Source organism: Pseudomonas sp. N2-3-1-14 (genome assembly GCF_041228395.1).
GTDB lineage: Bacteria > Pseudomonadota > Gammaproteobacteria > Pseudomonadales > Pseudomonadaceae > Aquipseudomonas.
The window spans coordinates 812,378-835,667 of sequence record NZ_CP166199.1; the positions used below are offsets into that span (position 1 = coordinate 812,378).

23 protein-coding genes are annotated in these 23,290 nt (G+C 62.3%); 9 read left to right on the forward strand and 14 right to left on the reverse strand.

Annotation, left to right across the window (positions count from 1 at the left end; genetic code table 11):
* Window positions 1-10: 10 nt before the first annotated feature.
* The 4 genes from AB5I78_RS03685 to cpaB are packed head-to-tail and all read right to left on the reverse strand — an operon-like array spanning window position 11 to window position 4,628.
* Window positions 11-1,279: a CpaF family protein gene (locus AB5I78_RS03685; RefSeq protein WP_145160341.1), complete on the reverse strand. Its 1,269-nt coding sequence runs from the start codon at window positions 1,277-1,279 to the stop codon at window positions 11-13.
* Window positions 1,276-2,469: a pilus assembly protein gene (locus tag AB5I78_RS03690; protein ID WP_145160343.1), complete on the reverse strand. Its 1,194-nt coding sequence runs from the start codon at window positions 2,467-2,469 to the stop codon at window positions 1,276-1,278. The genes AB5I78_RS03685 and AB5I78_RS03690 overlap by 4 nt, the downstream gene beginning before the upstream one ends.
* Window positions 2,466-3,686: a type II and III secretion system protein family protein gene (locus AB5I78_RS03695; protein WP_145160345.1), complete on the reverse strand. Its 1,221-nt coding sequence runs from the start codon at window positions 3,684-3,686 to the stop codon at window positions 2,466-2,468. The genes AB5I78_RS03690 and AB5I78_RS03695 overlap by 4 nt, the downstream gene beginning before the upstream one ends.
* Before the next feature lie 15 nt (window positions 3,687-3,701).
* On the reverse strand, window positions 3,702-4,628 hold the full coding sequence (cpaB, locus tag AB5I78_RS03700; protein ID WP_106577724.1) for a Flp pilus assembly protein CpaB: 927 nt from the start codon (window positions 4,626-4,628) through the stop codon (window positions 3,702-3,704).
* Window positions 4,629-4,961: 333 nt separating this feature from the next.
* Between cpaB and AB5I78_RS03705 the strand changes: the two genes are divergently transcribed.
* The 3 genes from AB5I78_RS03705 to AB5I78_RS03715 are packed head-to-tail and all read left to right on the forward strand — an operon-like array spanning window position 4,962 to window position 5,872.
* Window positions 4,962-5,156: a Flp family type IVb pilin gene (locus AB5I78_RS03705; protein ID WP_119737765.1), complete on the forward strand. Its 195-nt coding sequence runs from the start codon at window positions 4,962-4,964 to the stop codon at window positions 5,154-5,156.
* A 54-nt stretch (window positions 5,157-5,210) separates the two neighbouring features.
* Window positions 5,211-5,405, forward strand: coding sequence for a Flp family type IVb pilin (locus AB5I78_RS03710; protein WP_145160347.1), 195 nt, complete (start codon window positions 5,211-5,213; stop codon window positions 5,403-5,405).
* 59 nt (window positions 5,406-5,464) lie between these two features.
* Window positions 5,465-5,872 carry a response regulator gene (locus AB5I78_RS03715; RefSeq protein ID WP_369301507.1) on the forward strand — a complete coding sequence of 136 codons (408 nt, stop codon included), beginning with the start codon at window positions 5,465-5,467 and terminating at the stop codon, window positions 5,870-5,872.
* A gap of 300 nt (window positions 5,873-6,172) precedes the next feature.
* Here AB5I78_RS03715 and AB5I78_RS03720 read toward each other — a convergent pair whose 3' ends face one another.
* The 4 genes from AB5I78_RS03720 to AB5I78_RS03735 all read right to left on the reverse strand — a co-directional run bounded on the left by AB5I78_RS03720 (window position 6,173) and on the right by AB5I78_RS03735 (window position 12,341).
* Window positions 6,173-7,855: a ShlB/FhaC/HecB family hemolysin secretion/activation protein gene (locus AB5I78_RS03720; protein WP_369301506.1), complete on the reverse strand. Its 1,683-nt coding sequence runs from the start codon at window positions 7,853-7,855 to the stop codon at window positions 6,173-6,175.
* Window positions 7,856-8,037: 182 nt separating this feature from the next.
* Window positions 8,038-9,846, reverse strand: coding sequence for a collagen-like triple helix repeat-containing protein (locus tag AB5I78_RS03725; protein ID WP_370004334.1), 1,809 nt, complete (start codon window positions 9,844-9,846; stop codon window positions 8,038-8,040).
* Window positions 9,847-10,137: 291 nt separating this feature from the next.
* Entirely contained in the window at window positions 10,138-10,986 is an 849-nt protein-coding gene (locus AB5I78_RS03730) for a MaoC family dehydratase (RefSeq protein ID WP_369301502.1), read from the reverse strand.
* 2 nt (window positions 10,987-10,988) lie between these two features.
* Window positions 10,989-12,341, reverse strand: coding sequence for a 3-oxoacyl-ACP reductase (locus AB5I78_RS03735; protein ID WP_262208970.1), 1,353 nt, complete (start codon window positions 12,339-12,341; stop codon window positions 10,989-10,991).
* Between the two features lie 113 nt (window positions 12,342-12,454).
* On the opposite strand from AB5I78_RS03735, the gene AB5I78_RS03740 reads away from it, so the two are divergent.
* Both AB5I78_RS03740 and AB5I78_RS03745 read left to right on the forward strand, forming a co-directional pair.
* Window positions 12,455-13,732, forward strand: a complete 1,278-nt coding sequence (locus AB5I78_RS03740) for an acetyl-CoA C-acetyltransferase (protein ID WP_145160356.1) — start codon at window positions 12,455-12,457, stop codon at window positions 13,730-13,732.
* A gap of 135 nt (window positions 13,733-13,867) precedes the next feature.
* A complete protein-coding gene (locus tag AB5I78_RS03745) occupies window positions 13,868-14,764 on the forward strand; it encodes a PA4780 family RIO1-like protein kinase (protein WP_369301501.1) in 897 nt (298 codons plus the stop codon).
* Between the two features lie 133 nt (window positions 14,765-14,897).
* On the opposite strand, the gene cueR is transcribed toward AB5I78_RS03745, so the two are convergent.
* The 3 genes from cueR to AB5I78_RS03760 all read right to left on the reverse strand — a co-directional run bounded on the left by cueR (window position 14,898) and on the right by AB5I78_RS03760 (window position 18,032).
* Entirely contained in the window at window positions 14,898-15,302 is a 405-nt protein-coding gene (cueR, locus tag AB5I78_RS03750; RefSeq protein WP_262208973.1) for a Cu(I)-responsive transcriptional regulator, read from the reverse strand.
* The gene (locus AB5I78_RS03755) at window positions 15,299-17,500 is read right to left on the reverse strand and encodes a heavy metal translocating P-type ATPase (protein WP_369301500.1); all 2,202 of its coding nucleotides are present in this window, start codon (window positions 17,498-17,500) and stop codon (window positions 15,299-15,301) included. Before AB5I78_RS03755 ends, cueR begins: the two co-directional genes overlap by 4 nt.
* Before the next feature lie 151 nt (window positions 17,501-17,651).
* Entirely contained in the window at window positions 17,652-18,032 is a 381-nt protein-coding gene (locus tag AB5I78_RS03760) for a hypothetical protein (RefSeq protein WP_106577735.1), read from the reverse strand.
* Between the two features lie 147 nt (window positions 18,033-18,179).
* Between AB5I78_RS03760 and AB5I78_RS03765 the strand changes: the two genes are divergently transcribed.
* Together AB5I78_RS03765 and AB5I78_RS03770 are read left to right on the forward strand one after the other, a co-directional pair.
* Window positions 18,180-18,377, forward strand: coding sequence for a heavy-metal-associated domain-containing protein (locus AB5I78_RS03765; RefSeq protein ID WP_369301499.1), 198 nt, complete (start codon window positions 18,180-18,182; stop codon window positions 18,375-18,377).
* An 87-nt stretch (window positions 18,378-18,464) separates the two neighbouring features.
* Window positions 18,465-19,658: a multidrug effflux MFS transporter gene (locus AB5I78_RS03770; protein ID WP_369301498.1), complete on the forward strand. Its 1,194-nt coding sequence runs from the start codon at window positions 18,465-18,467 to the stop codon at window positions 19,656-19,658.
* Window positions 19,659-19,666: 8 nt separating this feature from the next.
* On the opposite strand, the gene AB5I78_RS03775 is transcribed toward AB5I78_RS03770, so the two are convergent.
* From AB5I78_RS03775 to AB5I78_RS03785, 3 genes are all read right to left on the reverse strand, one after another.
* Window positions 19,667-19,849 (reverse strand): hypothetical protein, encoded by a 183-nt coding sequence (locus AB5I78_RS03775; RefSeq protein WP_017134711.1) that lies wholly within the window; start codon window positions 19,847-19,849, stop codon window positions 19,667-19,669.
* Window positions 19,850-19,993: 144 nt separating this feature from the next.
* Window positions 19,994-21,007, reverse strand: coding sequence for a zinc-binding alcohol dehydrogenase family protein (locus tag AB5I78_RS03780; protein ID WP_145160365.1), 1,014 nt, complete (start codon window positions 21,005-21,007; stop codon window positions 19,994-19,996).
* Window positions 21,008-21,032: 25 nt separating this feature from the next.
* Complete coding sequence (locus AB5I78_RS03785) at window positions 21,033-21,326, reverse strand: putative quinol monooxygenase (RefSeq protein WP_242199116.1); 294 nt, start codon at window positions 21,324-21,326, stop codon at window positions 21,033-21,035.
* Between the two features lie 118 nt (window positions 21,327-21,444).
* Here AB5I78_RS03785 and AB5I78_RS03790 point away from each other — a divergent pair, with 118 nt between their 5' ends.
* Both AB5I78_RS03790 and AB5I78_RS03795 read left to right on the forward strand, forming a co-directional pair.
* Window positions 21,445-22,374: a LysR family transcriptional regulator gene (locus tag AB5I78_RS03790; RefSeq protein ID WP_262208981.1), complete on the forward strand. Its 930-nt coding sequence runs from the start codon at window positions 21,445-21,447 to the stop codon at window positions 22,372-22,374.
* Between the two features lie 134 nt (window positions 22,375-22,508).
* A complete protein-coding gene (locus AB5I78_RS03795) occupies window positions 22,509-23,243 on the forward strand; it encodes an ArsR/SmtB family transcription factor (protein ID WP_369301497.1) in 735 nt (244 codons plus the stop codon).
* Window positions 23,244-23,290: the final 47 nt, after the last annotated feature.

Sequence of the window (23,290 nt, forward strand, 5' to 3'; positions counted from 1 at the left end):
TGCGTCCCCTTCAAGGCAGTAACGGTTCGCGGCGCAGTTTTTCACCGGCCGGGTTGACCGCCTCGCGCAGAAAGCCGAAGCCGGTGCGCCGGTCATGGCGGAACAGGGTGTTGGTCACGTACACGTCTTCACGGATGCCGACCACCTCGACCACTTCGCTGACGCAACGACGGCCGTCCGGCAGGCGGGTCAGTTGAATCACCACATCCAGCGCCGCACAGATCATTTGTCGCAGGGTTTTCTCCGCCACCACCCGGCCGGTCAAACCCACCAGAGTTTCCAGGCGCAGCAAGGCATCGGCCGCGTTGTTGGCGTGCACGGTACTCATGGAACCGTCGTGGCCGGTGTTCATGGCGGTCAGTACATCAAGCACTTCCACGCCGCGAATCTCACCCAGAATGATGCGGTCGGGGCGCATCCGCAGCGCGTTGCGGATCAGGTCGCTGGCTTTCACCTCACCATGGCCCTCGGCGTTCGGCGGGCGGGTTTCCAGGCGCACGACGTGAGGGTGACCCAGTTGCAGTTCGGCCACGTCTTCGATGGTGACGAGCCGCTCATGCGGGTTGATCAGCTGACTGAGAATATTCAGCAGCGTGGTTTTACCGGTGCCGGTGCCGCCGCTGATCAGGATGTTGCAGCGCTTGCCCACCGCCTCCTGGAAGAAGTCGAAGATGTTCTGGTCGATGGTCTGCATGGCCACCAAATCGCTGCTCTTGAGCATGTCCTTGCGAAACTTTCGAATCGACAGGCACGGCCCGTCCAGGGCAATCGGCGGGATGATCGCGTTGACCCGGCTGCCATCGGGCAGGCGCGCATCCACCATGGGCGACGACTCGTCCAGACGCCGGCCCAGAGGCGCGAGGATGCGCTGCATGACGCGCTCCACGTGGTGCGCGTCGATAAAGCGCAGGTCACTTTGATGCAGCACACCGTCACGCTCGATAAACACCCGGTGCGGGCCGTTGACCAGGATTTCCGTCACCGACGGGTCGCGCAGCAGCACTTCCAGTGGGCCGAAACCGGTCAGCTCATCGACGATTTCTTCGGCCAGGCGCTCCATTTCATAGCGCGAGATCGCCAGGTGCATGCGGTTGATGTATTCGGCCACTTTGTCGATGACAAATTGCGCCAGCAGCGGGCGTGAGCCTTCAAGCAGATTTTTGCCCGACTCTTCGATGGCATCGATGATGTACCGATGCAGCACCAGCTTGAGCCCATCGTGGTCGGTGTTGCCACCGATGCCGCGAGCGGGGGCGCCGAAGAGTTTTTCGCCGTTCATTTGCCGGTGCCCAGCAGGCGGTCAAGCCAGTTGTGAGAAGGTTTTTTCATGCCTTCCGAGCGTTTTGCCAGGCGTTCGCCCAGGGTTTTCAGGCCAAGGGTCAGCGGTTCTCGCGGGGCCAGGGCGAACAAGGTTTGCCCCTGGTTTTTTGCATTCAGGCGTACTTCAGGGCTCAGTGGCAACACGGCAATTACCTCCAGCCCAAAGCTCTTTCCCAGCGCCTCGGAATCGGGTGCGCAACTTTTGATATAGCGATCGACCAGCAGCTTGGCGTGCTCCAGTTTCATGCCTTTTTCGCGCCACTGGTTGAGTATCGCGAGGTTGCGACGGCAGTCGAGCACGCTTTGATCGGTGCACCACAACAGCTTGTCGCAGTGGCTGACAAAGGTGCGCAGCGCTTCGCTGTCCTGCTGGCCGGCGAGGTTGACCACGATGTGCTGGAAGTGCTGGCGCAGGGCGCTGAGCAGCATGTACAGCTCGGCGGCGCTGGTCTGTTCCAGCGGCTCATCGTTGGGGGCGTAGGCGAGGATGCGCAGGCCGTCCTCGGCAGAGGTGAAAGCGCTGTTGATCAAGGTCGCGTCCAGCCGCCGCAGGTGGCGCAGGGCATCGCCAAAATTGAACGAGCTTTCCAGCCCCAGCAGCGCCAGGCTGTCACCGCGTGGCAGGCCCAGGTCCAGCAGCAGGGTTTGCTGGCCACTCTTTTGTACAACCAGCGCCAAGTGACCTGCGAGCAGGGCGCCGTCGGCATTGCTTTGAGTGCCGTACAGCACCGTGAGGCCGCCCAGTTGGGTGTTGGTGGTCACGGGCGGCAGGCGTTTGCTCAGGCGGCGCACCAGCCCGGCCACTTCGCTTGAGCGTGAACCGTAGGCGACAAAATCCCGCGCCCCGGCGCGCATCGCATTGAGCACCAACTGGTTGTCCATGCCGTCACCGAGGGCGACGATGGCCAGCATCGGCTTGGCTTCCAGCGCGCCTTCGATCAGCGCGCTCTGGGCCACCACATGCTCGCGGTCGAGGCCGATAAACACCAGGTTGGCGAAGGTCACATCGACCAGCGCCAGTAACTCGTCCAGCGTGCCGCTGCCGGCACTGACCACTTGGCCAAGCGGTGCCAGCGCGCCCTGCAGCCACTCAAGGTCAGTGGTGTTGCGGGTGATTGCCAGGAAGGTCTGGCTCAGGCTATCGCTCATTGTGATAACCCATTGTTGCGGTCGAAATTGCCGTTTTCCAGGAAGTACAGGCGGTACCAGTTCGGGTCGTAGTTGCGCAGGTTCTCGCCAGGCAACGACGGCAGTTGGGCGTTGGCGGCCAGCGGCTGAACCAGGTGCGGCGTGACGATCATCAGCAGCTCTTTGTCCTGGCGGTTGACCGAGGAATCGCGAAAGAACGCGCCCAGGATCGGGATGTCACCCAGGCCCGGAAACTTGCTGATGTTGGTGGTGTTGTTGCTGCTGATCAGGCCGCTGATCACGAAACTCTCACCATCGGCCAGGGACACGCTGGTGTCGGTGCGGCGGATGGTCAGCGCCGGTACCTGGATGTTTTGAATGACCACGGCGTTGGTGTAGTCCAGCTCGCTGACTTCCGGTGCCACCTTGAGGGAAATCCGGTTGCGGTCGATGACGGTGGGGGTCAGGGTCAGGCGAATGCCGAACTCTTTGTACTCGATGGAGATGGTGTCACTGCCGCTGCTGGGCACCGGGATCGGGATCTCGCCACCGGCGAGGAAGGTCGCGCTTTGCCCGCTCATGGCCACCAGGCTTGGGCGTGCCAGGGTGTAGGCAAAGCCGCTGCTTTCCAGGGCGTTGATCATCGCCGAGACACGCCCGCCGCCAAAGCCGATGTTGAACTGGTCAGCGCTCACCGGCAGCTTGAAGGTGCTGGACGTGGGAAATAACAGGTTGGGGCTGCCGAGGAAAAAGTTTTTGCCCATGCCCAGGATCTTGGTGCTGGCTTCCTTGAGTTTGGTGCGGCTGACCTCGACAAAGCGGATGTCGGTCTGCACTTGGCTGGGCAGCGCGGGGTCGTCCGCTGGCGCCAGTGACAGGCTGGTCAGCGCCGCTGTGGCCTTGCCTTTGACAAACACCATGCTCTGGCGCGGCGTGTTGGAACAGGCGGTCCAGACCATCAGGCTGGTGGTGCCGGAGGCGATGCCGGTCAGCAGGAAGCCGCGATCGCCGTTGAGGTGCACGTCGGCGATTTTCGGGTCGCCGATGGCCAGACGCGTGATCGCCACCGGTGATTGCAGCTCCTGTTGCAGTCCTTCGCCCACCGAAAGGGCTGCGGGTAATTGGCCCAAGCTACTGCAGTTGCCGGTGGCGGCCACGGCCCCGCCCACCGACAGGTTCGACAGCAGCAGGGCACAGGCAATTTTCAGCGTGAACACCGGTGCGAAACGTCGGCTCATGCACAGCATCCTTGTTCAATCAGGCGTTTGTTGGGTGGCTTGGTTGCCGCGGATCACCTCCACACCTGTGCGGTGCGGAGCGCTCTGGGCGACTTTTTTCGGGGCTTGGGCAAAGGCCAGTTGCGTGAACTGGTAAAGGTCGCGATTAGCACTTTGCAGCTTGCCCGGTGCGTCGCTTTCGCCGGCCCAGTACTGGCTCAGCAAGCGTTCGTCGGCACTGCGCACGGCCAGGCGCAAAGTGCCGGCCTGGGAGGCAAGCATCAACCGGCTCAGCAGTTGCTCGGGCACCGCCAGCACAACCGTGCGCGAGGGTGCACGACGTTGGGCTTTTTCTTCGGCGGTCATCGCCGGCGGGGAGGCGGGAGTGCCGTCGTTGGTCAGGCCCATTTGGTCGCCGACGCTGAGCAAGCGCATGGCGGGGACGACTACTTGGGCCGATTGTTCGAGGTTGGCGGTGTCCTGGCGCAGGTAGAGCAACACGTCCACGTAGTCGCCGGGACTCAATTGGCCGGCTGCGCCGATCACTTCATCCACGGCCACCGCCAGGGCGCGTTCGTCAGGGCGGATCATGCGCGCCAGCGGCCCGCCGGGCGTGAAGCTTTCTTCGTTGAGCCAAGTGCCGGCCTGCAATGCGCGCCAGGGCGTGCGGCCAATGGCCTGGTCGACACTGGTCATGCTGCCAGCCGGCACGGTGCGCAGTTTTTCTACACTGAGGTCGGCGGCATTCAGGGCGACAAAGGGCGGTACATCGTGGGCCAGTACGACCACTGGCTGGCGGGTCTGGTCTTCCACCACGGCGACGGCTTTTTCGACCGGCGCGGTCTGTGGCGGCGGTGGCGGCGCCGGGGCAGGTTCACGACTGAGCACTAATCCCCAATAACCGGCAAACAGTGCACCGACCAAAAGCACGCCGGCCAGTATCATACTCAGACGTGTGTTCACGACGGCTCTCCCTTTCCTGTTGCACCACAGCCCGTCTATCCGAACAGGCTAATCACGCAACCGGCTGCTATGAACAGCGGACTAACTATTTCGCTATTTGAAGGTAGTTCAGCTAGGACGAAATGCCATTACTGACAGAAAGATTTCTTCGCCCCGCCATAACTAGCCTTTTAAATCACGGATTTAAGGCGTCAGTAAGGCGACCTCTACTTTGTAATTAATCAGTTCTTACAGTTGTGAGCGCGTGGTTTGTTGACAATGCTCAGGTGGCACATCGCAATTACTGTGCAGGACACCGTGATAGGGCGCCTGGTCGCCAAAGGAGCAGTACAAATGATCCTTGATCTGTTGATTAAACTTCACGTTCAACTCCAGCTGCTTTTTCATCGCAAGGAAGGCGCCACGGCGATTGAATACCTCATTCTCGTGGCAATTGTGGCGTTGGTGATACTGGCAGCCGGTACTACGCTAGGACCGAAGATCACGACGTTCTTTGGCAAAATCCAGACCGCCATTACCACAACGTAAATAATGATTGTGCAAACCCTTGATAGGGCGTTAAGTCGCCAGAGGAGAAGTACGATGGTCCTTGATCTGTTGATGAAACTGCATGTTCAGCTTCAGCTGCTCTTGCGCAATAAAGAGGGGGCGACGGCGATTGAATACCTCATCCTCGTGGCTATTGTGGCGTTGGTGGTACTCGCCGCAGGCACGACACTGGGGCCTCAGATCACGACCTTCTTCGGTAAAATTCAGAGCGCCATTACCACGACGTAAGTCGCAGGCAGCATCTTGTGAGTACGCTCGTTATTGATCGGCTATGCCAGGTAGTGCCCATGAATGCTGCATCTGGACCTTTACGCCAACAGATCCTGTTGGTGGATGACGAAGAAGATGCCCTCGTAGAACTGGCGGAGTCGCTGGAGAACGAGGGCTTCGTTTGTTTTACCGCCACCTCCGTGACCTTCGCGCTGCAGGAGCTGACCCTCAACCCTGACATCGCGCTGGTCATCACCGACCTGCGCATGCCTGAAGAAAGCGGGATCTCGCTGATCAGGCGCCTGCGCGAACATACCGATCGCCAACACCTGCCGGTCATCGTGATGTCGGGCCATGCCGAAATGGATGACGTCAGCGACATGCTGCGCCTGCAGGTGCTGGACCTGTTTCGCAAACCCATCTATCTGGTGCGGTTGATCGATACCCTCAACAGCCTGTTTCCGCTGATCAAACACAAGCTGTAGGCGCGGGCTTGCTGCGGCGAGAGGCCTGCCTGTGGCGAGCGTGCTTGTCTGTGGCGAGCGGGCTTGCCCCGCGTTGCGCTGCGAAGCAGCGCCAAAACCTGCCAACGCGGTTTTGACTGGGAAAATGCGGCGTCTGGGTCAGGGCCGCTTCGCGACCCAACGCGGGGCAAGCCCGCTCGCCACGGATAAGCCCCTGGCGACAGATCAGCCCACTGGCTAAGGACAAGCCACTGACTACAGATCAGTTCACTGGCCAAAGACAAGTCCATTGGCCAGGAACACGCGGGCTACCGCAAACACTCAAAGTTGATAGCTGAAACTCAGCGTATACCGCGGCCGCCGGTTGAAGCTGTCCAGGGCGATGTCCGACATCGGCTTGGCGGCTTCAAGGGCGATGTTGTAGTACTTGTTGTCGCCAAAGCGCAGTCCCACAGCCGCCGACGACATGTCGTTACCTTTGACCGGCAGCTCGTTGAACCAGGTTTTGGCGCGGTCGAGCACCACGTAGGGTTGCAGGACCTTTACCCAATCGCCGGCACGGTTGAAGCTGTAGTTGACCTCATAGGCCACGCCCCAACCCTTGTCGCCCGAGGCTTGGTCGTCGGGATAGCCGCGGCCGAAATTCTGCCCGCCGAAGGTGGCGCGTTCACTGTCGGGCAGGGTGTCGTCGCTCCAGTAGAACGCCCCCGACAGCACGCCTTGCCAGTTATCGAAAAACTTGTCGCTTTGCACGCCGGACAGGCGCAGGCGGAAGAAGTCCAGGTCAGGCTTGGTGACTTCCAGGTCGCTGCGGGTAGTGGCCCCCAGACCATTGATGCCTTGGTACAGGCCGGCGCTGAGGATGCGTAATTGGCGAGTGTCGGCTTTGCGCCAGTCGGCCTCGAACGCCAGCGCGCGCAGATTGGTTTCGATGTCGAATCGGTTGGGGTAGCCCACCAGTTGATAGCGCGTGGTCTGGTCAACGGCATACAGGCGTGTACCCAGGGTCAAGGATTCGGTGGGTGAAGCAATCAGCGGATGGCTGAGGCCAATGGTGTAGCGATCGATCGCCTGATGCGGCTTGAGTTCGAAGCCGCCGTCCAGCTGTATGTTGCTTTTGGGGTCGGCGCGGTAGCGCTCGGCGCCCAAGACCAACTGGCTGCCCTCGGCATTGATGAACTGGCTGTAGCCCACGCGGTAGTAATGTTCTTTATCGTCGCCCGGTGGGAACAGGCCGCTGACGTTGAGCTGTTCGCCCATGGACGTCTGGGAATTGCTGGTGGCGGTGAGCAGGGCTTGAGTGCCGCCACGGTTTTCGTCGACCAGGCTCATGCTGGTAGTAAACGGCTTGCGTGTGGCTTCGATTTTCATGTGCGTGGCGCCATCCGTGGTGCCCGGCGGTGGCACTTGCGCTTGCAGGGTTACGCCGGGGATACGGCCCATCAGGGTGGTATAGCGCTCGAACGTCTTGCGCGTGAGCGGCCGTTCAGCCAACAGTTTCTCTGTCAGCTTATCGACGTAGGCCGACACCGAGCCGATGTCGCCGCTTTGCTGATAATCCTTGATGTAACCCTCCACCAATACCACGCGCACCAGGCCGTTTTCGAAGGACTGTTGCGGCAGGAACGCGTAGGACAACAGGTAGCCGTCGTCCTGATAGCGACGGGTGATGCTGCGGGTGGCTTCGATCAGTTGCGCAAGGTTGGTCTCATGGCCAATCAGCGATGCGTAGGCCTTGGCCGTGTCCGTCAGCGGGTAGATCGTACCGCCCTCGATCTGCAGCTTGCGGATGGTGACTTTGGTGTCCATCTGCAACGGCTGGTTCTGGGTCGCAGGCGCTTGCGGCACCTGGGTTTGTGGTGTGACCGGTCGATAGGCATCGGCGGGAAGGTTGGGCACCGGCAGGGTGCGAATGGTGTCGTTGCTGTTAAGAAAGCTGGGAAGGGTCTCGGCCTGGACGTAGGCACTGAGGGTTAGCAATAACAACGGCGTCAACACGCGCATAGGACACTCCATGGTCAAACTGCAGCAGCGTTTCGGGCCCGCCGGTTTCTTGGACGCGGTGCGGGAGGGCGCGGCAGTCGTTAACGCCAGCCCATAAAAAAGACGAGAGACTGATAAGGGTCTCTCGTCTCAACCAAGCGTAGGCGCTGTAGGGGAGGCCGTCTAATCGGCCAGGTGCAATTCTATTTTTTGCCGGTCAGGCCGTTGAGCAAACCTCCCAGACCGCCGCTTGTGCCAGTGCTTGCACTGCCATTGGCCGAAGTGCTGGCGCCAGCGCCTACAGTCAGCCCACCGAGCAGACCGCCACCACTGCCACTTGCGCCACTGGTGCCACCGGTGACCAGGCCGCCCACTGCGCCTACGGTGTTGCCGACGGCCGTTACGGTGGTGCCTACAGCGTTAGTGATCGGGTTGGCATTGGCAGCGGTCAGGTTGGTGCCGATACCGCTGACTGCGCCGCCGACTTGAGTCACCAGGCCGTTGACGGGAGCGCCGACACCTGTGGTGGTGCCGATGTTTTGCGTCAAGGTGCTAACCCCGGTCGTCACAGGATTGAGCGCCGCGCCGACGTTAGTGGCCAAGCCAGCCACCGGTGCGGTGGCGGCGGTGTTGGCGACGCCGGTGCCGCCCAGCACGGTGCCGAGCGAGGCGACCGTGTTGCCCACTGCGCCACCGGTTACACCCGCTGCACTCACTGTGCCGTTGGTGTTGCCGGCATTCAGACCATTACCCACGTTGGCCACCAGGCCACCGACAAACTCCGGCAAGCCAGGCGCCGCAGCGCCACTGGCTGGGGCGACATAACCACCCGACTTGTCGAGCACGCCACCGACGCCGGTCAGCGCACCGCCGACGATCGTGGTGACCGGGTTGCCGGTGCCGCCGGCGCTGGCAACCTGGCCGCCCAGGCCGGTGACCGTGGCGCCAACTTTATCCAGCACACCATTGACCGGGTTGCCCAGGCCCGTTGCCTTGCCGAGGTTGCCGGTGGTGTTTTCCACCAGGGACACCACCGGCACCAGTACTTTGCCGCCAACGGTGTTAGTCAGCGAACCCAATGGGCCTGTGGTACTGGACGTGCTGAGGGTGTCGCCGAGCATCGTGACCGCTTGACCGACGTTATTCACCAGCCCCCCCGCCGCAGTGCCCACACCACCGGTCAGGCCGCCGACAACAGGGATGCCACCCAGTGTGGTGCCCAGGGATTTGCCAGCGCCTGAAACACCGGTGCCCAGGTCGGCAACGCCGTTGGCAACACCGGCAACCGTTTTGCCCAGGGAGTTGCTGTCAGTGCCCAATGAGCCCAGACCGGTCGTTACACCGCTGCCGATGCTGGTCACCGCAGTACCGGCGGAGGTCACCAGGCCGCCAGCGGTGACGCCGACGATAGGAACGCCGTTCAGGGTCGAGCCAATTTCACCGACCGCTGTACCGACATTGCCCACCGTGGTGCCCAAGGTGCCAGCAATCTGGCCTGTTACCAGTGGAGTTGTAATCGAGCCGGTGCCGCCACCAGTGCCACCGCCGGTGCCGCCGCCAGTACCACCACCCGTGCCACCGCCGGTGCCGCCACCAGTGCCACCGCCAGTTCCGCCGCCGGTGCCGCCACCAGTGCCACCGCCGGTTCCGCCATCAGTGCCACCGCCAGTTCCGCCGCCGGTGCCTCCACCAGTGCCTCCACCAGTGCCTCCACCAGTGCCTCCACCAGTGCCACCGCCGGTGCCGCCATCTGTGCCGCCACCAGTACCGCCGCCGGTGCCTCCACCAGTGCCACCATCAGTACCGCCGCCAGTTCCACCGCCAGTGCCGCCACCGGAGCCACCGCCTGTACCGCCTCCGGTACCTGTGCCGGCGCCTGCGTCAGGCGACGACGCGGCCACGCTGCTGTGATGTCCACCGCCACCGCTGCTGCAGCCACCGAGGCTCATTGCCATGATCAGGGCCAGCGCGGTACTTGCTTTCCATAGCACTACTTGAGTTTGAGTTTTCATGATTGAGTTCCCTTGCACCTGTACAACCGTGGTTGTTTCAAACGCTCGTTACTTCTAGGGATAGCGATACGTTTGTCCGTGGTGTTATCACAGACCCGGGCACTCTTTCTCGCAACGCTCAACTTGGTATTAACGATTTATATACGGGTCGCCCGACAGTGCTTAGCGACTAATGCCAAAGGTATAGAGAAGGGAGGTATATCGTTTATAAAACAAAGGCTTGAATAAAAAAGCGGACCTTTAAAGGTCCGCTATAACTTAAGGTGTATATATACAATTAATCAGCGTTATTCAGGCAATCGGTTGCCACTTTCCTACCATGTGTTCAATGTTACCCGCGCCGGTTAACAGCAACTCACCGCTGGAACCTGGCGCACTGGCCAGCAACGTTACTTCACTGGGCAGGCGGACCGGTTTCTTGAACTCGACCACGATTTCAATATTGGCCGCAGGCAAGTGTTCACCCAGTGCCGAGAGGGTGCGTGCCGTGTTCCATAGCCCATGCGCGATAGCCTGGGGAAAGCCGAATAACTTGGCGGTCAGGGCGCTCAAGTGGATCGGGTTGTAATCGCCTGACACCCGGGCATAGCGGCGGCCGATATCGGCGGGAGCTTTCCAGCGAGCCAGTTCGGTGACCTGCGTGGGGCTGGGCAACACGTCATTCACCGACTCGCCTTCGAGCTTCACGCCCCGGCAGAGCATCTGGCTTTCGGCTTCCCACAGCAGGCCAAGGGCGTCCTCGACGGTGGTGACCACTTCAAAGGTGGCACCCTTGGCGTGCGGCTTGAGGTTTTGCGCGTGCACGGCCACCGTCAGCTCGCTGACCGCGCCCAATGGGCGATGGATGCGAATACGGTTGCTCAGGTGAATCAACCCCAGCAAAGGGAACGGAAAGTTGTTTGCGGTGAGCAATTGCATCTGCAAACCGAACGCCAGGATGTGCGGGTAAGTGGCCGGCAGAATGGGGCTGTCGGCAAAGCCGCAGACCTTGCGATAGGCCGCCACGGCCTTGGGATTGACGCTTACCCGGCAGCGCAGCCCCTGTTCGGGCAAGGTGCTGCCGGTGATCTTGCGCTTGAGCGCTGCACGCCAGTACAGCGGCGGCAGAAACGGGGTGGTGCCTAGGGTCTGCCAATCCATGCTTATGCTCCCAGCAGGCTTTGCCCACACACCCGCAGCGCTTGGCCGCTGACCGCCCCGGAACCCGGTTGGCCGAGCCAGGCCACTGCCTCGGCCACGTCCTGCGGCAAGCCGCCCTGGCCCAGTGAACTCATGCGCCGCCCGGCTTCGCGCAGGGCGAAGGGAATGTGCGCGGTCATCTGGGTTTCGATGAAGCCAGGCGCCACGGCATTGATGCTGATCCCGCGTTCGCTCAACAAGGGTGCCCAGGCCTGGGCCAGGCCGATCAGCCCGGCCTTGCTCGCGGCGTAGTTGGTTTGCCCGCGGTTGCCGGCGATGCCGCTGATGGACGCCAGTAGCACCACGCGCCCGTTGTCGTGCAGGGTGCCGCTGTCGAGCAGGGCCTTGGTCAGCACCTGCGGCGCGTTGAGGTTGACCGCCAGCACCGCGTCCCAGTATTCCGGGGTCATATTGGCCAGGGTTTTGTCGCGGGTGATGCCGGCGTTATGCACCACGATGTCGATGCCGTCCGGCAGGTGTTCGATTAATTGCGTTGCCGCGTCTTCGGCGCAAATATCCAGCACCACGGTGCGGGCGCCCAGGCGTGCAGCGAGGGCGTCGAGATCGGCCTTGGCCTGCGGCACATCAAGCACGATCACCTCGGCGCCATCGCGCGCCAGGGTTTCGGCGATCGAGGCGCCAATCCCACGCGCGGCACCGGTGACCAGCGCCTTGCGCCCGGCCAACGGGCGAGTCCAATCCTCGACCGGCGTGGCGCAGGCTTGCAGGCGGATCACCTGGCCAGAGATGTAGGCGCTTTTGGGCGACAGGAAAAACCGCAACGCGCCTTCCAACTGGTCCTCGGCACCTTCGCCCACATACAACAATTGCAACACGCCGCCGCTGCGCAGTTCCTTGGCCAGCGAACGGCTGAAACCCTCCAGGGCACGCTGTGCACTGGCGGCAAACGGATCGCTGAGGCTTTCCGGCGCTCGGCCAAGAATCACCAGGTGCGCGCTGTGGTCGAGATTTTTCAGCAGCGGCTGAAAGAATTCGCGCAGTTGCTTGAGCTGATCGGTGTGCTGCAGGTCGCTGGCGTCGAACACCACGGCCTTGAGCTTGGGGCCGTGTCCGGGAATCCAGGCTGGCGCGGACAGCGGTGCGGCACCGTAACTGTAAATAGCGTCCGTGAGTTTATTGGCAAACGGCAGCACCTTGGCCGCCAGTGCGCCGCCGCCCAGCAGCAGCGCGCCTTCCACCGGACGCAGGCGCCCGGCCTGCCAGCGTTCCAGGCGTACCGGTGACGGCAGGCCAATGGCGGCGACCAGGCGATGGCCGAGGCTTGAGTTGGCGAAGTCGATATAACGGTCAGACATGGAACGCTCTCCGAAGACTGGGGTTCAAAGGGTTGACCACCCCGGTGCGGCAGTCGTTCGATCAGCCTAGGCTAGGCTGGATGATTCCACCCACAACCTTTAGGGAGCTTTCCATGACTCAATTGCGCCGTGTGGCGATCATTGGCGGTAATCGCATCCCCTTCGCCCGGTCCAACGGCCCGTATGCCACGGCGAGTAACCAGGCGATGTTGACCGCAGCCCTGGAAGGCCTGATCGAACGCTACAACCTGCACGGCCTGCGCATTGGCGAAGTGGCCGCGGGTGCGGTGCTCAAGCATTCCCGCGACTTCAACCTCACGCGCGAATGCGTGCTGGGTTCGCGCCTCTCGCCGCAAACCCCGGCCTACGATATTCAACAGGCCTGCGGCACCGGGCTTGAGGCGGCGTTGCTGGTGGCCAACAAGATCGCCCTGGGGCAGATAGAGTGCGGGATCGCTGGTGGCGTCGACACCACGTCCGACGCGCCGATCGGTGTCAATGAAGGCCTGCGCAAGATCCTGCTGCAGGCCAACCGCAGCAAGTCCATGGCGGACAAATTAAAAGTCTTGTTACAACTTCGTCCCCATCACCTCAAGCCGGAACTGCCGCGCAACGGCGAACCGCGCACGGGGCTGTCCATGGGCCAACACTGCGAGTTGATGGCGCAGACCTGGCAGATTCCCCGCGCCGAACAAGACCAGTTGGCCCTTGAAAGCCATCAGAAAATGGCCGCGTCCTACGCCGAAGGCTGGCACAACGATTTGCTCACGCCCTTTCTCGGTCTGACCCGCGACAACAACCTGCGCCCGGACCTGACCCTGGAAAAACTCGCCAGCCTCAAACCGGTGTTCGAGCGCAGCGAGAAGGGCACGCTCACGGCCGGCAATTCCACGCCGCTGACCGATGGCGCCTCGTTGGTGCTGCTGGGCAGTGAAGCCTGGGCCAGGGAGCGCGGCTTGCCGATCCTGGCGTACCTGCGCGATGGCGAAGCGGCGGCCGTGGATTTTGTCAACGGCGCCGAAGGCCTGCTGATGGCGCCGGTGTACGCCGTGCCCCGTTTGCTGGCGAGAAATGGCCTGACGCTGCAGGACTTTGATTACTACGAGATTCACGAAGCGTTCGCTGCCCAAGTGTTGTGCACGCTCAAAGCCTGGGAAGACCCGGAATATTGCAAAACCCGCCTGGGGCTGGACGCACCGCTGGGTGCCATCGACCGCAGCCGGCTCAACGTCAAGGGCAGTTCATTGGCTGCCGGGCACCCGTTTGCAGCCACCGGCGGGCGCATTGTCGCCAACCTGGCCAAGCTGCTGGACGCGGCGGGCAAGGGCCGTGGGCTGATTTCGATCTGCGCCGCGGGCGGGCAGGGCGTGACCGCGATTATCGAGCGCTGAATTGCGCAGAAAAATTGGCATATTGGATGCATTCTTAAGTGTCAAAGGTCGCTAGCCTCTCCCCGAGGCGAGCCGATTGCCGTATAACGAGTGCCATACGCGTGTTTGGTAATAAAGGACCCACAATAAAAGCTGATGAAGACTCCTAAACGCATTGAACCCCTGATCGAAGACGGTCTGGTCGACGAAGTGCTGCGCCCACTCATGAGTGGTAAAGAAGCAGCTGTTTATGTGGTGCGCTGCGGCAACGAATTGCGTTGCGCCAAGGTTTACAAGGAGGCGAACAAACGAAGTTTTCGTCAGGCGTCCGAATACCAGGAAGGCCGTAAGGTCCGTAACAGCCGCCAGGCCCGAGCCATGGCCAAAGGCTCCAAGTTCGGCAAGAAAGAAACCGAAGATGCCTGGCAGAACGCCGAAGTCGCGGCGCTGTTCCGCCTCGCCGGCGCGGGCGTTCGGGTGCCCAAGCCGTACGACTTCCTTGAAGGCGTGCTGTTGATGGAACTGGTGGCCGACGAGTACGGCGATGCGGCGCCACGTCTGAATGACGTGACGCTGGAGCCGGACCAGGCGCGCGAATACCACGCCTTCCTGATTTCCCAGATCGTGCTGATGCTGTGTACCGGTCTGGTGCACGGCGACTTGTCCGAGTTCAACGTGCTGCTCACGCCGACCGGCCCGGTGATCATCGACCTGCCTCAAGCGGTGGATGCGGCGGGCAACAACCACGCGTTCAACATGCTGGAGCGGGATGTGGGCAACATGGCTTCCTACTTCGGGCGCTTTGCCCCGGAGTTGAAGAAGACCAAGTACGCCAAGGAAATGTGGGCGTTGTACGAAGCCGGCACCTTGCACCCCGCCAGCGCATTGACCGGCGAGTTCGACGAACCGGAAGAGCTGGCGGACGTGGGCGGTGTGATTCGCGAGATTGAAGCGGCGCGGTTGGATGAAGAGCGCAAGCAAGCGATTCGCGCGGCGGATGATGCGCCACCGACCAAGACGACAGAAGAACCGCCGCCGCCTTGGATGCAGTGATTCGTTAACTCGAAACCGGCGCGATCCCCTGTGGGAGCTGGCTTGCCTGCGATAGCATCACTTCAGTGTTATTGATACACCGAGGTGTCTGCATCGCAGGCAAGCCAGCTCCCACAGTCGTTTTATGCAGGTCTTAGCCGGCGCAACAGCTACCCGACGCCAACTCCTTGAGAATCGGGCAATCGGGCCGGTGATCGCCCTGGCAGTGCTCCACCAGGTCCTGCAACGTATCGCGCAGTTGCCCAAGCTCCAGAATCTTCTGGTTCAGCGCCTCGATATGCTCGCGCGCCAAGGCTTTCACATCGGCGCTGGCGCGCTGCCGGTCTTGCCACAAGGTCAGCAGCTTGCCGACTTCCTCCAACGAAAACCCCAGGTCCCGCGAGCGTTTGATAAACGCCAGTGTGTGCAAGTCATCGCTGCCGTACACGCGGTAACCGCTGTCGGTGCGGTGGGCGGCTTTGAGCAGGCCGATGGATTCGTAGTAACGAATCATCTTTGCGCTCAGCCCGCTCTGACGGGCGGCTTGGCCGATGTTCATGGGCGTTGATCCTCCAAATCCTTGGGCTTCCAGGTTTTTAACAGTAACGCATTGCTCACCACACTGACGCTGGACAGGGCCATGGCCGCGCCCGCCAACACCGGGTTGAGCAAACCGAATGCCGCCAGTGGGATGCCGATCAAGTTATACACAAAGGCCCAGAACAGGTTCTGGCGGATTTTTGCGTAGGTCTTGCGGCTGATCTCCAGCGCGGCGGGCACCAGGCGCGGGTCGCCGCGCATCAAGGTAATGCCCGCCGCGTGCATCGCCACGTCGGTGCCGCCGCCCATGGCGATGCCGATATCGGCGGCCGCCAGGGCCGGGGCGTCGTTGATGCCGTCGCCGACCATCGCCACTGCGCCGGTTTTTTTCAGCTGCGCGACGATGGCGGCTTTGTCGGCCGGGAGTACTTCGGCGTGTACATCGTCGATGCCCAGTGCCTCGGCCACCACACGGGCGCTGCCGCGGTTGTCGCCGGTGAGCAAGTGGCTGCTGATGTGCTGGGCCCTGAGGTGTTCCACGGCCTCCAGTGCGCCGGGCTTGAGCGTATCGCCAAAGGCGAACAGGCCCAGTACGCGCGGTTGCGCGCCTTGTTCGATCAACCAGGACAACGTGCGCCCTTGGGCTTCCCACGCGCTGGCGGACGCTGCAAGGTCACCCGCGCTCAAGCCGTTTTCTTCCAGCATCCGGCGATTGCCCAACGCCAGTTGTCGGCCATCGAGAGTGCCCGCAATACCGCGCCCGCTCAGCGCCTGGCTGGCAGTCACATCTGGCACGTTCAAGCCTTGTGCGTTGCAGGCATCCAGCACGGCTTTGGCCAGCGGGTGCTCGCTGCCGCGCTGCAGTGCGCCGGCGTGTTGCAGCAGCAGCGACTCATTGCCATCCACCGCCGCCAAATGTGCAATTTTCGGCGCGCCGGAGGTGAGGGTGCCGGTCTTGTCAAACACCACGGCGCTGACTGCATGGGCGCGTTCCAGGGCCTCGGCGTCTTTGATCAGGATGCCATAGCGCGCGGCGACGCCGGTGCCGGCCATGATCGCGGTCGGCGTGGCCAGGCCCAGCGCACACGGGCACGCAATCACCAGCACCGCTACGGCATTGATGATCGCGGTTTCCAGCGGCGCGCCGTAGAGCCACCAGCCCACCAGGGTGATCAGCGCCAGTACCAGCACGGCGGGCACAAACACCTGGCTGACCTTATCCACCAGTTTCTGGATCGGTGCCTTCGCCGCCTGGGCGTCTTCCACCAGACGAATGATGCGTGCCAGCACGCTTTCGGCACCCAGCGCCTGGGTACGCACCAGCAACCGACCTTCACCGTTGATGGCGCCGCCGGTGACCTTATCGCCGGGCTGTTTCGGCACCGGCAGGCTCTCGCCGCTGATCAAGGCCTCGTCGGCATGGCTCTGGCCCTCCATCACTTCACCGTCCACCGGGAAGCGCTCGCCGGGTTTGACCAGCACCCGGTCGCCGAGCTTCAACGCGCTGATGGCGACGTCTTCTTCGCGGCCGTCCAGCACGCGAATCGCCCGCTCCGGGCGCAAGGCTTCGAGGGCGCGGATGGCGCTGGCGGTCTGGCGCTTGGCGCGGCTTTCCAGGTATTTACCGAGCAGCACCAGCGCGATTACCACGGCCGAGGCTTCGAAATACAGGTGCGGCATGTTGCCGGCGGGCGTGGTGAGCCATTCATAGATGCTCAGGCCATAGCCGGCGCTGGTGCCGATGGCCACCAGCAGGTCCATGTTGCCGGCGCCAGCACGCACGGCTTTCCATGCGGCGCTGTAGAAGCGCGCCCCCAAGATGAATTGCACCGGCGTAGCCAGGGCGAACTGCACCCAGGCGGGCAGCATCCAGTGCAGGCCGAAGGGCTGCACCAGCATCGGCAGCACCAGCGGCAGGGCCAGCACGATCGCCAACAGCAGCGACCAACGCTCGCGATGCAGGCGTTGGGCTTGATTGGCGTCGGTGGCGGTTTCGCTTTGCGCCAGGGTGGCGGTGTAGCCGGCCTTGTCGACGGCGGCGATCAGTACGCCGGGGGCCATTTGGCCCAGCACTTCGACGTGGGCGCGTTCGTTGGCCAGGTTGACGCTGACACGTTGCACGCCCGGCACCTTGCCCAGCGCGCGCTCGACACGGCCGGCACAGCTGGCACAGGTCATGCCGCTGATGGGCAGGTCAAACGTGGTGGATCCATTCATGGGGCAGTCCTCCAGAAGACGATGCCCCTAGGATCAACCTTGACCTGTGGGGAAGGTCAAGGGGCTATTTGCCTCAGGCGGTTGGCTGGCCGGCGATGACGGCCGCCATTCAGGCGCGCACGCAAGGACCTGAGGCCGGCAAGGCAGGTGTTCAGTATTCGAGGGCGGCGGGTTTCAGGTACATGCCGTCCGGGCCTTGGGCAATACGCAACTTGCGCACATCACCGGCCTTCAGCGTGATGTTCTGCGCGGGCGGCGCGAGCATGCCCGGCAAGCAGCCAGGGGCTTGGCCCGGCAGCAGTTTCAAGCGCAGCGACACGTTACCCGCCGGCAAGTTGAACGACGTGGCCTGTTCCTGAAACAGGCGCCCGGCCAACTGGTCCTGGATATACAGGCCGATCTCGCAGCTGGTCGGCACTTCCAGGCGCTCGCGGGAGATGATCAGCACCGCATAGTCTTCGTCGGCGAAGGCCATGGGCGCAGCGGCAGACAAGCTCAACAGGCCGATAAGGGCCAAAAACGACCAGCGCATGGCGAATGCTCCGTGGTTCAAATCCAAGATGGATGAAGCTTGGCCGAGGCGGCGGCTGAATACCAGCCCGGCGGATGTTTTTGAAACTTGACCTTGCCATCGTGGCAAGGTCGAGACTGGCGTCAACCTCATCAAAGGAGTCATGTCATGCAAGTATTCAACGTGGAAGGAATGACCTGCGGCCATTGCGTTCGGGCGGTGACCCAGGCGGTGCAGAGCCAGGATCCTGCGGCGAGCGTCAACGTCAACCTGGCGGCGAAGGAAGTCGGTGTGGAAAGTCGCTTGTCCGCCGAGCAGGTTATCGAGCTGATCACCGAAGAAGGCTACAGCGCCAAGCTCGCGTAATTTTTCTGATAGTTAGCGAGCTAACGTAATGTTCATGGCACCCAAGCGCGGCTAGACTGTCGGGCTGCCGACTCACTTGGGTGTCTGATGAACCTCCGCATAATCCTGATTCTGGGCGCCTTGAGCGCCTTCGCGCCGTTGGCGATCGACTTTTACTTGCCGGGCTTTCCGGCAATGGCCACGGCGTTCGCCACCGACGAAAAACATATCCAGCTGACGTTGGCGGTGTATTTCGCCGGTCTGGCCATCGGCCAATTGATCTACGGCCCTCTGGCCGACCGCTTTGGCCGGCGCGTGCCGCTGCTCAGTGGCGTGACGCTGTTTACCATCGCTTCCTTTGCCTGCGCGTATGCGCCGTCCCTGGACTGGCTGATCGGCGCACGCTTCGTGCAAGCCCTCGGCGGGTGTGCGGGCATGGTGATTTCCCGTGCGGTGGTCAGCGACAAATGTGATGCAGTGGGCTCAGCCAAGGTTTATTCGCAACTGATGCTGGTCACCGGCCTGGCGCCGATCCTTGCGCCGTTGGCGGGTGGCTTGATGGTCGGGTTGTGGGGCTGGCAGTCGATTTTCCTGGCGCTGTCGATATTCAGCGTGATGGCAGCCATCGCCGTGGCAGTCGGCTTGCCGGAAACCTTCCCGGCCCATCAGCCGCGCCAGCCGCTGTCCGGTTCGCTGCGCCGCTATGGCGCGCTGCTGTCGGACCGCGTGTACCTGGGCTACGCCCTGACCGGCGGCATCTCGATTGCCGGGATGTTTGCCTACATCGCCGGCTCACCCTTCGTGTTCATCAAACTCTACGGCGTGCCTGCCGAGCATTACGGTTGGCTGTTCGGCTCCAACGCGGCCGGCTTTATCCTGGTGGCGCAGCTCAATGCGCGGTTGCTGGCCAAGCGCGGCCCGGCGTTTTTGTTGTCGCGCACGGTATGGGTGTATGTGGCAGCGGCGTTGTCGCTGTTGGGCATTGCCGCCTTGCGCACCGAAGCGTTGTGGCCGTTGCTGGTGCCGCTGTTTATCTGCATCGCCAGCCTTGGCTGCATTTTGCCCAACACCTCGGCCTGCGCCATGAGCGGGCAGGGCGCACGGGCCGGCAGCGCGTCGGCGTTGCTGGGCTGCATTCAGTTTGGTGTGGCGGCGGGCGCGGCGTCGCTGGTCGGCGTGTTGCACGACGGCACGGCGATGCCGATGGCGATGGTCATCAGCTTGTGCGGTGTATTGGCCGTAACGATTGCAATGTCGACCCAGCGCCTGCAACGGGCGAGGGCCGCGCAAGCGCAGGTCTGAGGTGCGGATCAGCCAGCGGCGGAGCGTTGCTGGCTGAGGGGAATGCGGTGCGGCGCCTGGATGCGCGCTTGCAGGGTGTCGGCGAAGGCCCGGGCCTCGGCCTCACTGCGGAAGGTGAACGCGTCGCCGTCGAGGCTGACCTGCCATTTGTTACCTGGGGATTTTGCTAACGCTCTTATCAGGATCTTCATTGCTGACTTCCTCACGTAAAAGAATCGTGGCAAAGGCGGCCAATATAAACCCGAATGCGCTTACAAATATGACAAAGGTCAACTCTCTGACTAGCGGCGTCGTCCATTACTCACAGGAATAAAGGACGACGCTGACAGACCGTTTTAAAACCCTTCCAACACGATCTTGCCCTTGGCCTTCCCGCTTTCCAGCAGCGTGTGCGCACGGCGCAGGTTCTGGGCATTGATCACACCGAAGTGCTCGCCCACCGTGGTTTTCAAGGTGCCGGCGTCGATCAGTTCAGCCACGCGGTTGAGCAGGTTGTGCTGTTCGATCATGTCTGGCGTCTCGAACATCGAGCGCGTGTACATGAACTCCCAATGCAGCGACAGGCTCTTGCGCTTGAGCTTGCTGACATCCAGCGACTTCGGATCGTCGATCAACGCCAACTTGCCTTGTGGCTCCAGCGCTTCTACCAACTGGTCGAGGTGATGATCGGTCTGGGTCAGGCTGGCGACGTGGGTCACCTGTGGGTGGCCGGCGTTTTTCAGCGCTTCGCTCAGCGGTTGGCTGTGATCGATCACCAGGTCGGCGCCGAGCGCCTTGGCCCATTCCTGGGTTTGCGGACGCGAGGCGGTGCCGATGACTTTCAGTGCGGTGAGCTGGCTGGCCAACTGGGTCAGAATCGAACCCACACCCCCGGCGGCGCCGACGATCAGCAGGCTCTGGCCTTCATCTTCCTTGCCTTCACGCACTTGCAGGCGTTCGAACAGCAACTCCCAGGCCGTGATGGCGGTCAGCGGCAGCGCGGCGGCGTCGGCAAACCCCAGGCTCTTGGGCATATGACCGACGATGCGCTCATCCACGGTGTGCAGTTCGCTGTTGCCGCCCGGGCGTACCAGCGAGCCGGCGTAGAACACTTTGTCTCCGGCTTTGAACAGGGTTACTTCGCTGCCAACGGCCTTGACCACACCCGCCACGTCCCAGCCCAGCACCTTGGCGGCACCGTTTTCCGGGGCGACGTTCTGGCGCACCTTGGTGTCCACCGGGTTGACCGAGATGGCTTTGACTTCCACCAGCAGGTCGCGCGGGCCGGCAACCGGCTCCGGCAGCTCGATGTCTTGCAGGGAGTTTGGATCGGTGATTGGCAGTGCAGCGTAGTAGGCAATGGCTTTCATGGGGACTCCGGAAAAAGGGCAGTGATCAGGCAAGAAATTTCAGGCGCTTGAGTTCGAAGTGTTCGATCACGTCAGCGGCCTTGGCGCGGAAGTTCTGGATGTGCGCGCTCTGGTCGTGGTCGGCCAGTGCTGCGTCATCGCTCCAGCGTTCGAGCATGTAGAAGGTCTCGGGATGTTGCAGGTCCTGGTGCAGGTCGTATTGCTCGCAACCGGCTTCCAGGCGGGTCGGTTCCAGCAGACCGCGCAGCAGGGTTTCCAGGGTTGCCTGTTGGCCGGGTTTGGCGATCAGCGTGGCGATGACGTTAAAGGCAGTGGACATATTCAACTCCTGGCACGTGGTGAACGGGATGGGCAGATGATTGGCTATTTCCCGTGAAGATAAAACCCGCTAAAACAGCAGTCTGTTTCAATAGAATTTTGATAATTGGCGGTAATGCATGCTGCGTTTTGATGATTTGCAGTTGTTTGTACGCGCGGCCGACCTGGGCAGTCTGTCGGCTGCCGCGCGGGTCATGGACCTGTCGCCGGCCGTGGCCAGCGCGGCGCTCAAACGCATCGAACAGCAACTGGGCGCGCGGTTGCTGGCGCGCTCCACCCGCAGCCTGCGGTTGACCGCCGAAGGTGAAGGCTTTTTGGAATATGCCCGCGCAGCCTTGAGTTCGCTGGACGAAGGGCGGCGCTTGTTGGCCAGCGGCCAGGACCATGTCAGCGGCGTGCTGCAGCTGTCGGCGCCGTCGGATTTCGGGCGCAACCAACTGTTGCCATGGCTCGATGAGTTCCAGCGCGACTACCCGCAACTCACCGTGCGCCTGCTGTTGGGCGACCGGATCGCCGACCTGTTCCGCCAGCCGGTGGATATCGCCCTGCGTTACGGCGAGCCCGAAGACTCCAGCCTGATCGCGCTGCCCATCGCCCCGGACAACAGGCGTGTGCTGTGTGCCGCGCCCAGCTACCTCGCCCGCCATGGCGAGCCGCGGCATCTGGAGCAATTGGCGCAACACAATTGCCTGCTGTACATGCTCGGCAGCCGCGTACACGACCACTGGGGTTTTCACGACGGCAAGCGTGAAGTCAGCCTGACGGTGAGCGGCGACCGCTTCAGTGATGACGCCGATGTGGTGCGGCGCTGGGCGGTGGCGGGTGTCGGTATCGCCTACAAGTCGTGGCTGGATGTGAGCAGCGACGTGTTGGCCGGGCGTTTGCGCGTGATCCTGCCGGAGCTGCGCGGTGAGCGCACGCCGCTCAACCTGCTGTGCGCGCATCGCGCGCAATTGAGCAAGCCCATCAACCTGTTGCGGGAAATGCTCGTGGCCCGCTGTGCGACATTGACTGCGCAATGGCCGGAGCGATTGAGCACCGAGCAATAGCCTCCATCAAAGCAAGAAATTTCACTCAGATCCTGTCCCTATCCGCGCTGTCAGACGCCGCGGAACGGGCGGTTTGCGCCCCTATACTTTGGTTCCAACCGCAGCAGACAAATGGTTTAACAAGGAGTGAATACATGGAAGAAGCACCCTGCATCAGTCACATCGCCAGCTTGCTCTGCGAGCCCAAGCGCACCGCCATGCTCTGGGCCTTGATGGACGGATCGGCGAAATCGTCAGAGGAACTGGCGAGGCTTGCCGGGCTGTCGTCGGCTTCGGCGATCGCGCATTTGTCGCGCCTGACTGGAAGCGGTTTGCTGCGGGTTGAAGCCCAGCGTGGCAAGCGCGTGTTTCGTGTCGCCGCCGTCGACGTCAGCGTTGCCATCGACGCGTTGGCCAGTACCACCATGGCCAGCGCCGTGCGCAGTGCGCCGCAGGGTCTGCCGCCGACGCTGGTGGCGCCGGCGTCGTTGCGGCGAGCCCGGTTATGCCATGGCCACCTGGGCGGAGAACTGGGCGCGGGGCTTTACCAACGCATGTTTCAGGCCGGTTGGATCGACCGTCATGAACAGCGTACCGAGGTCACCATCAAGGGCGCGCAGTGCCTGGCAGGCCTGGGCATTTTTACCCACGCGTTGGCCTCGCCCCTGGCGTGCGATTGTTTTGACTGGAGTCAGCAGCAACCGCACTTGGGGGGCGCATTGGGGGCGGGGCTGTTGCAGCTGTTTTTGCAATCGGGCTGGGTCAGCGTGGTCAACGAGTCCCACGCCCTGCAGTTCTCCGACATAGGGCTTGGGGAAATCAACCGCCTGGCCGCGCCTCAGGAGGGCAATGGTCGCTCAGAGTTTCAGTCAGGTCGCATCCAGCAATAACCAGGCAAAACGATACCGCACACTCGCGTTGGGGATTTTTCATACAG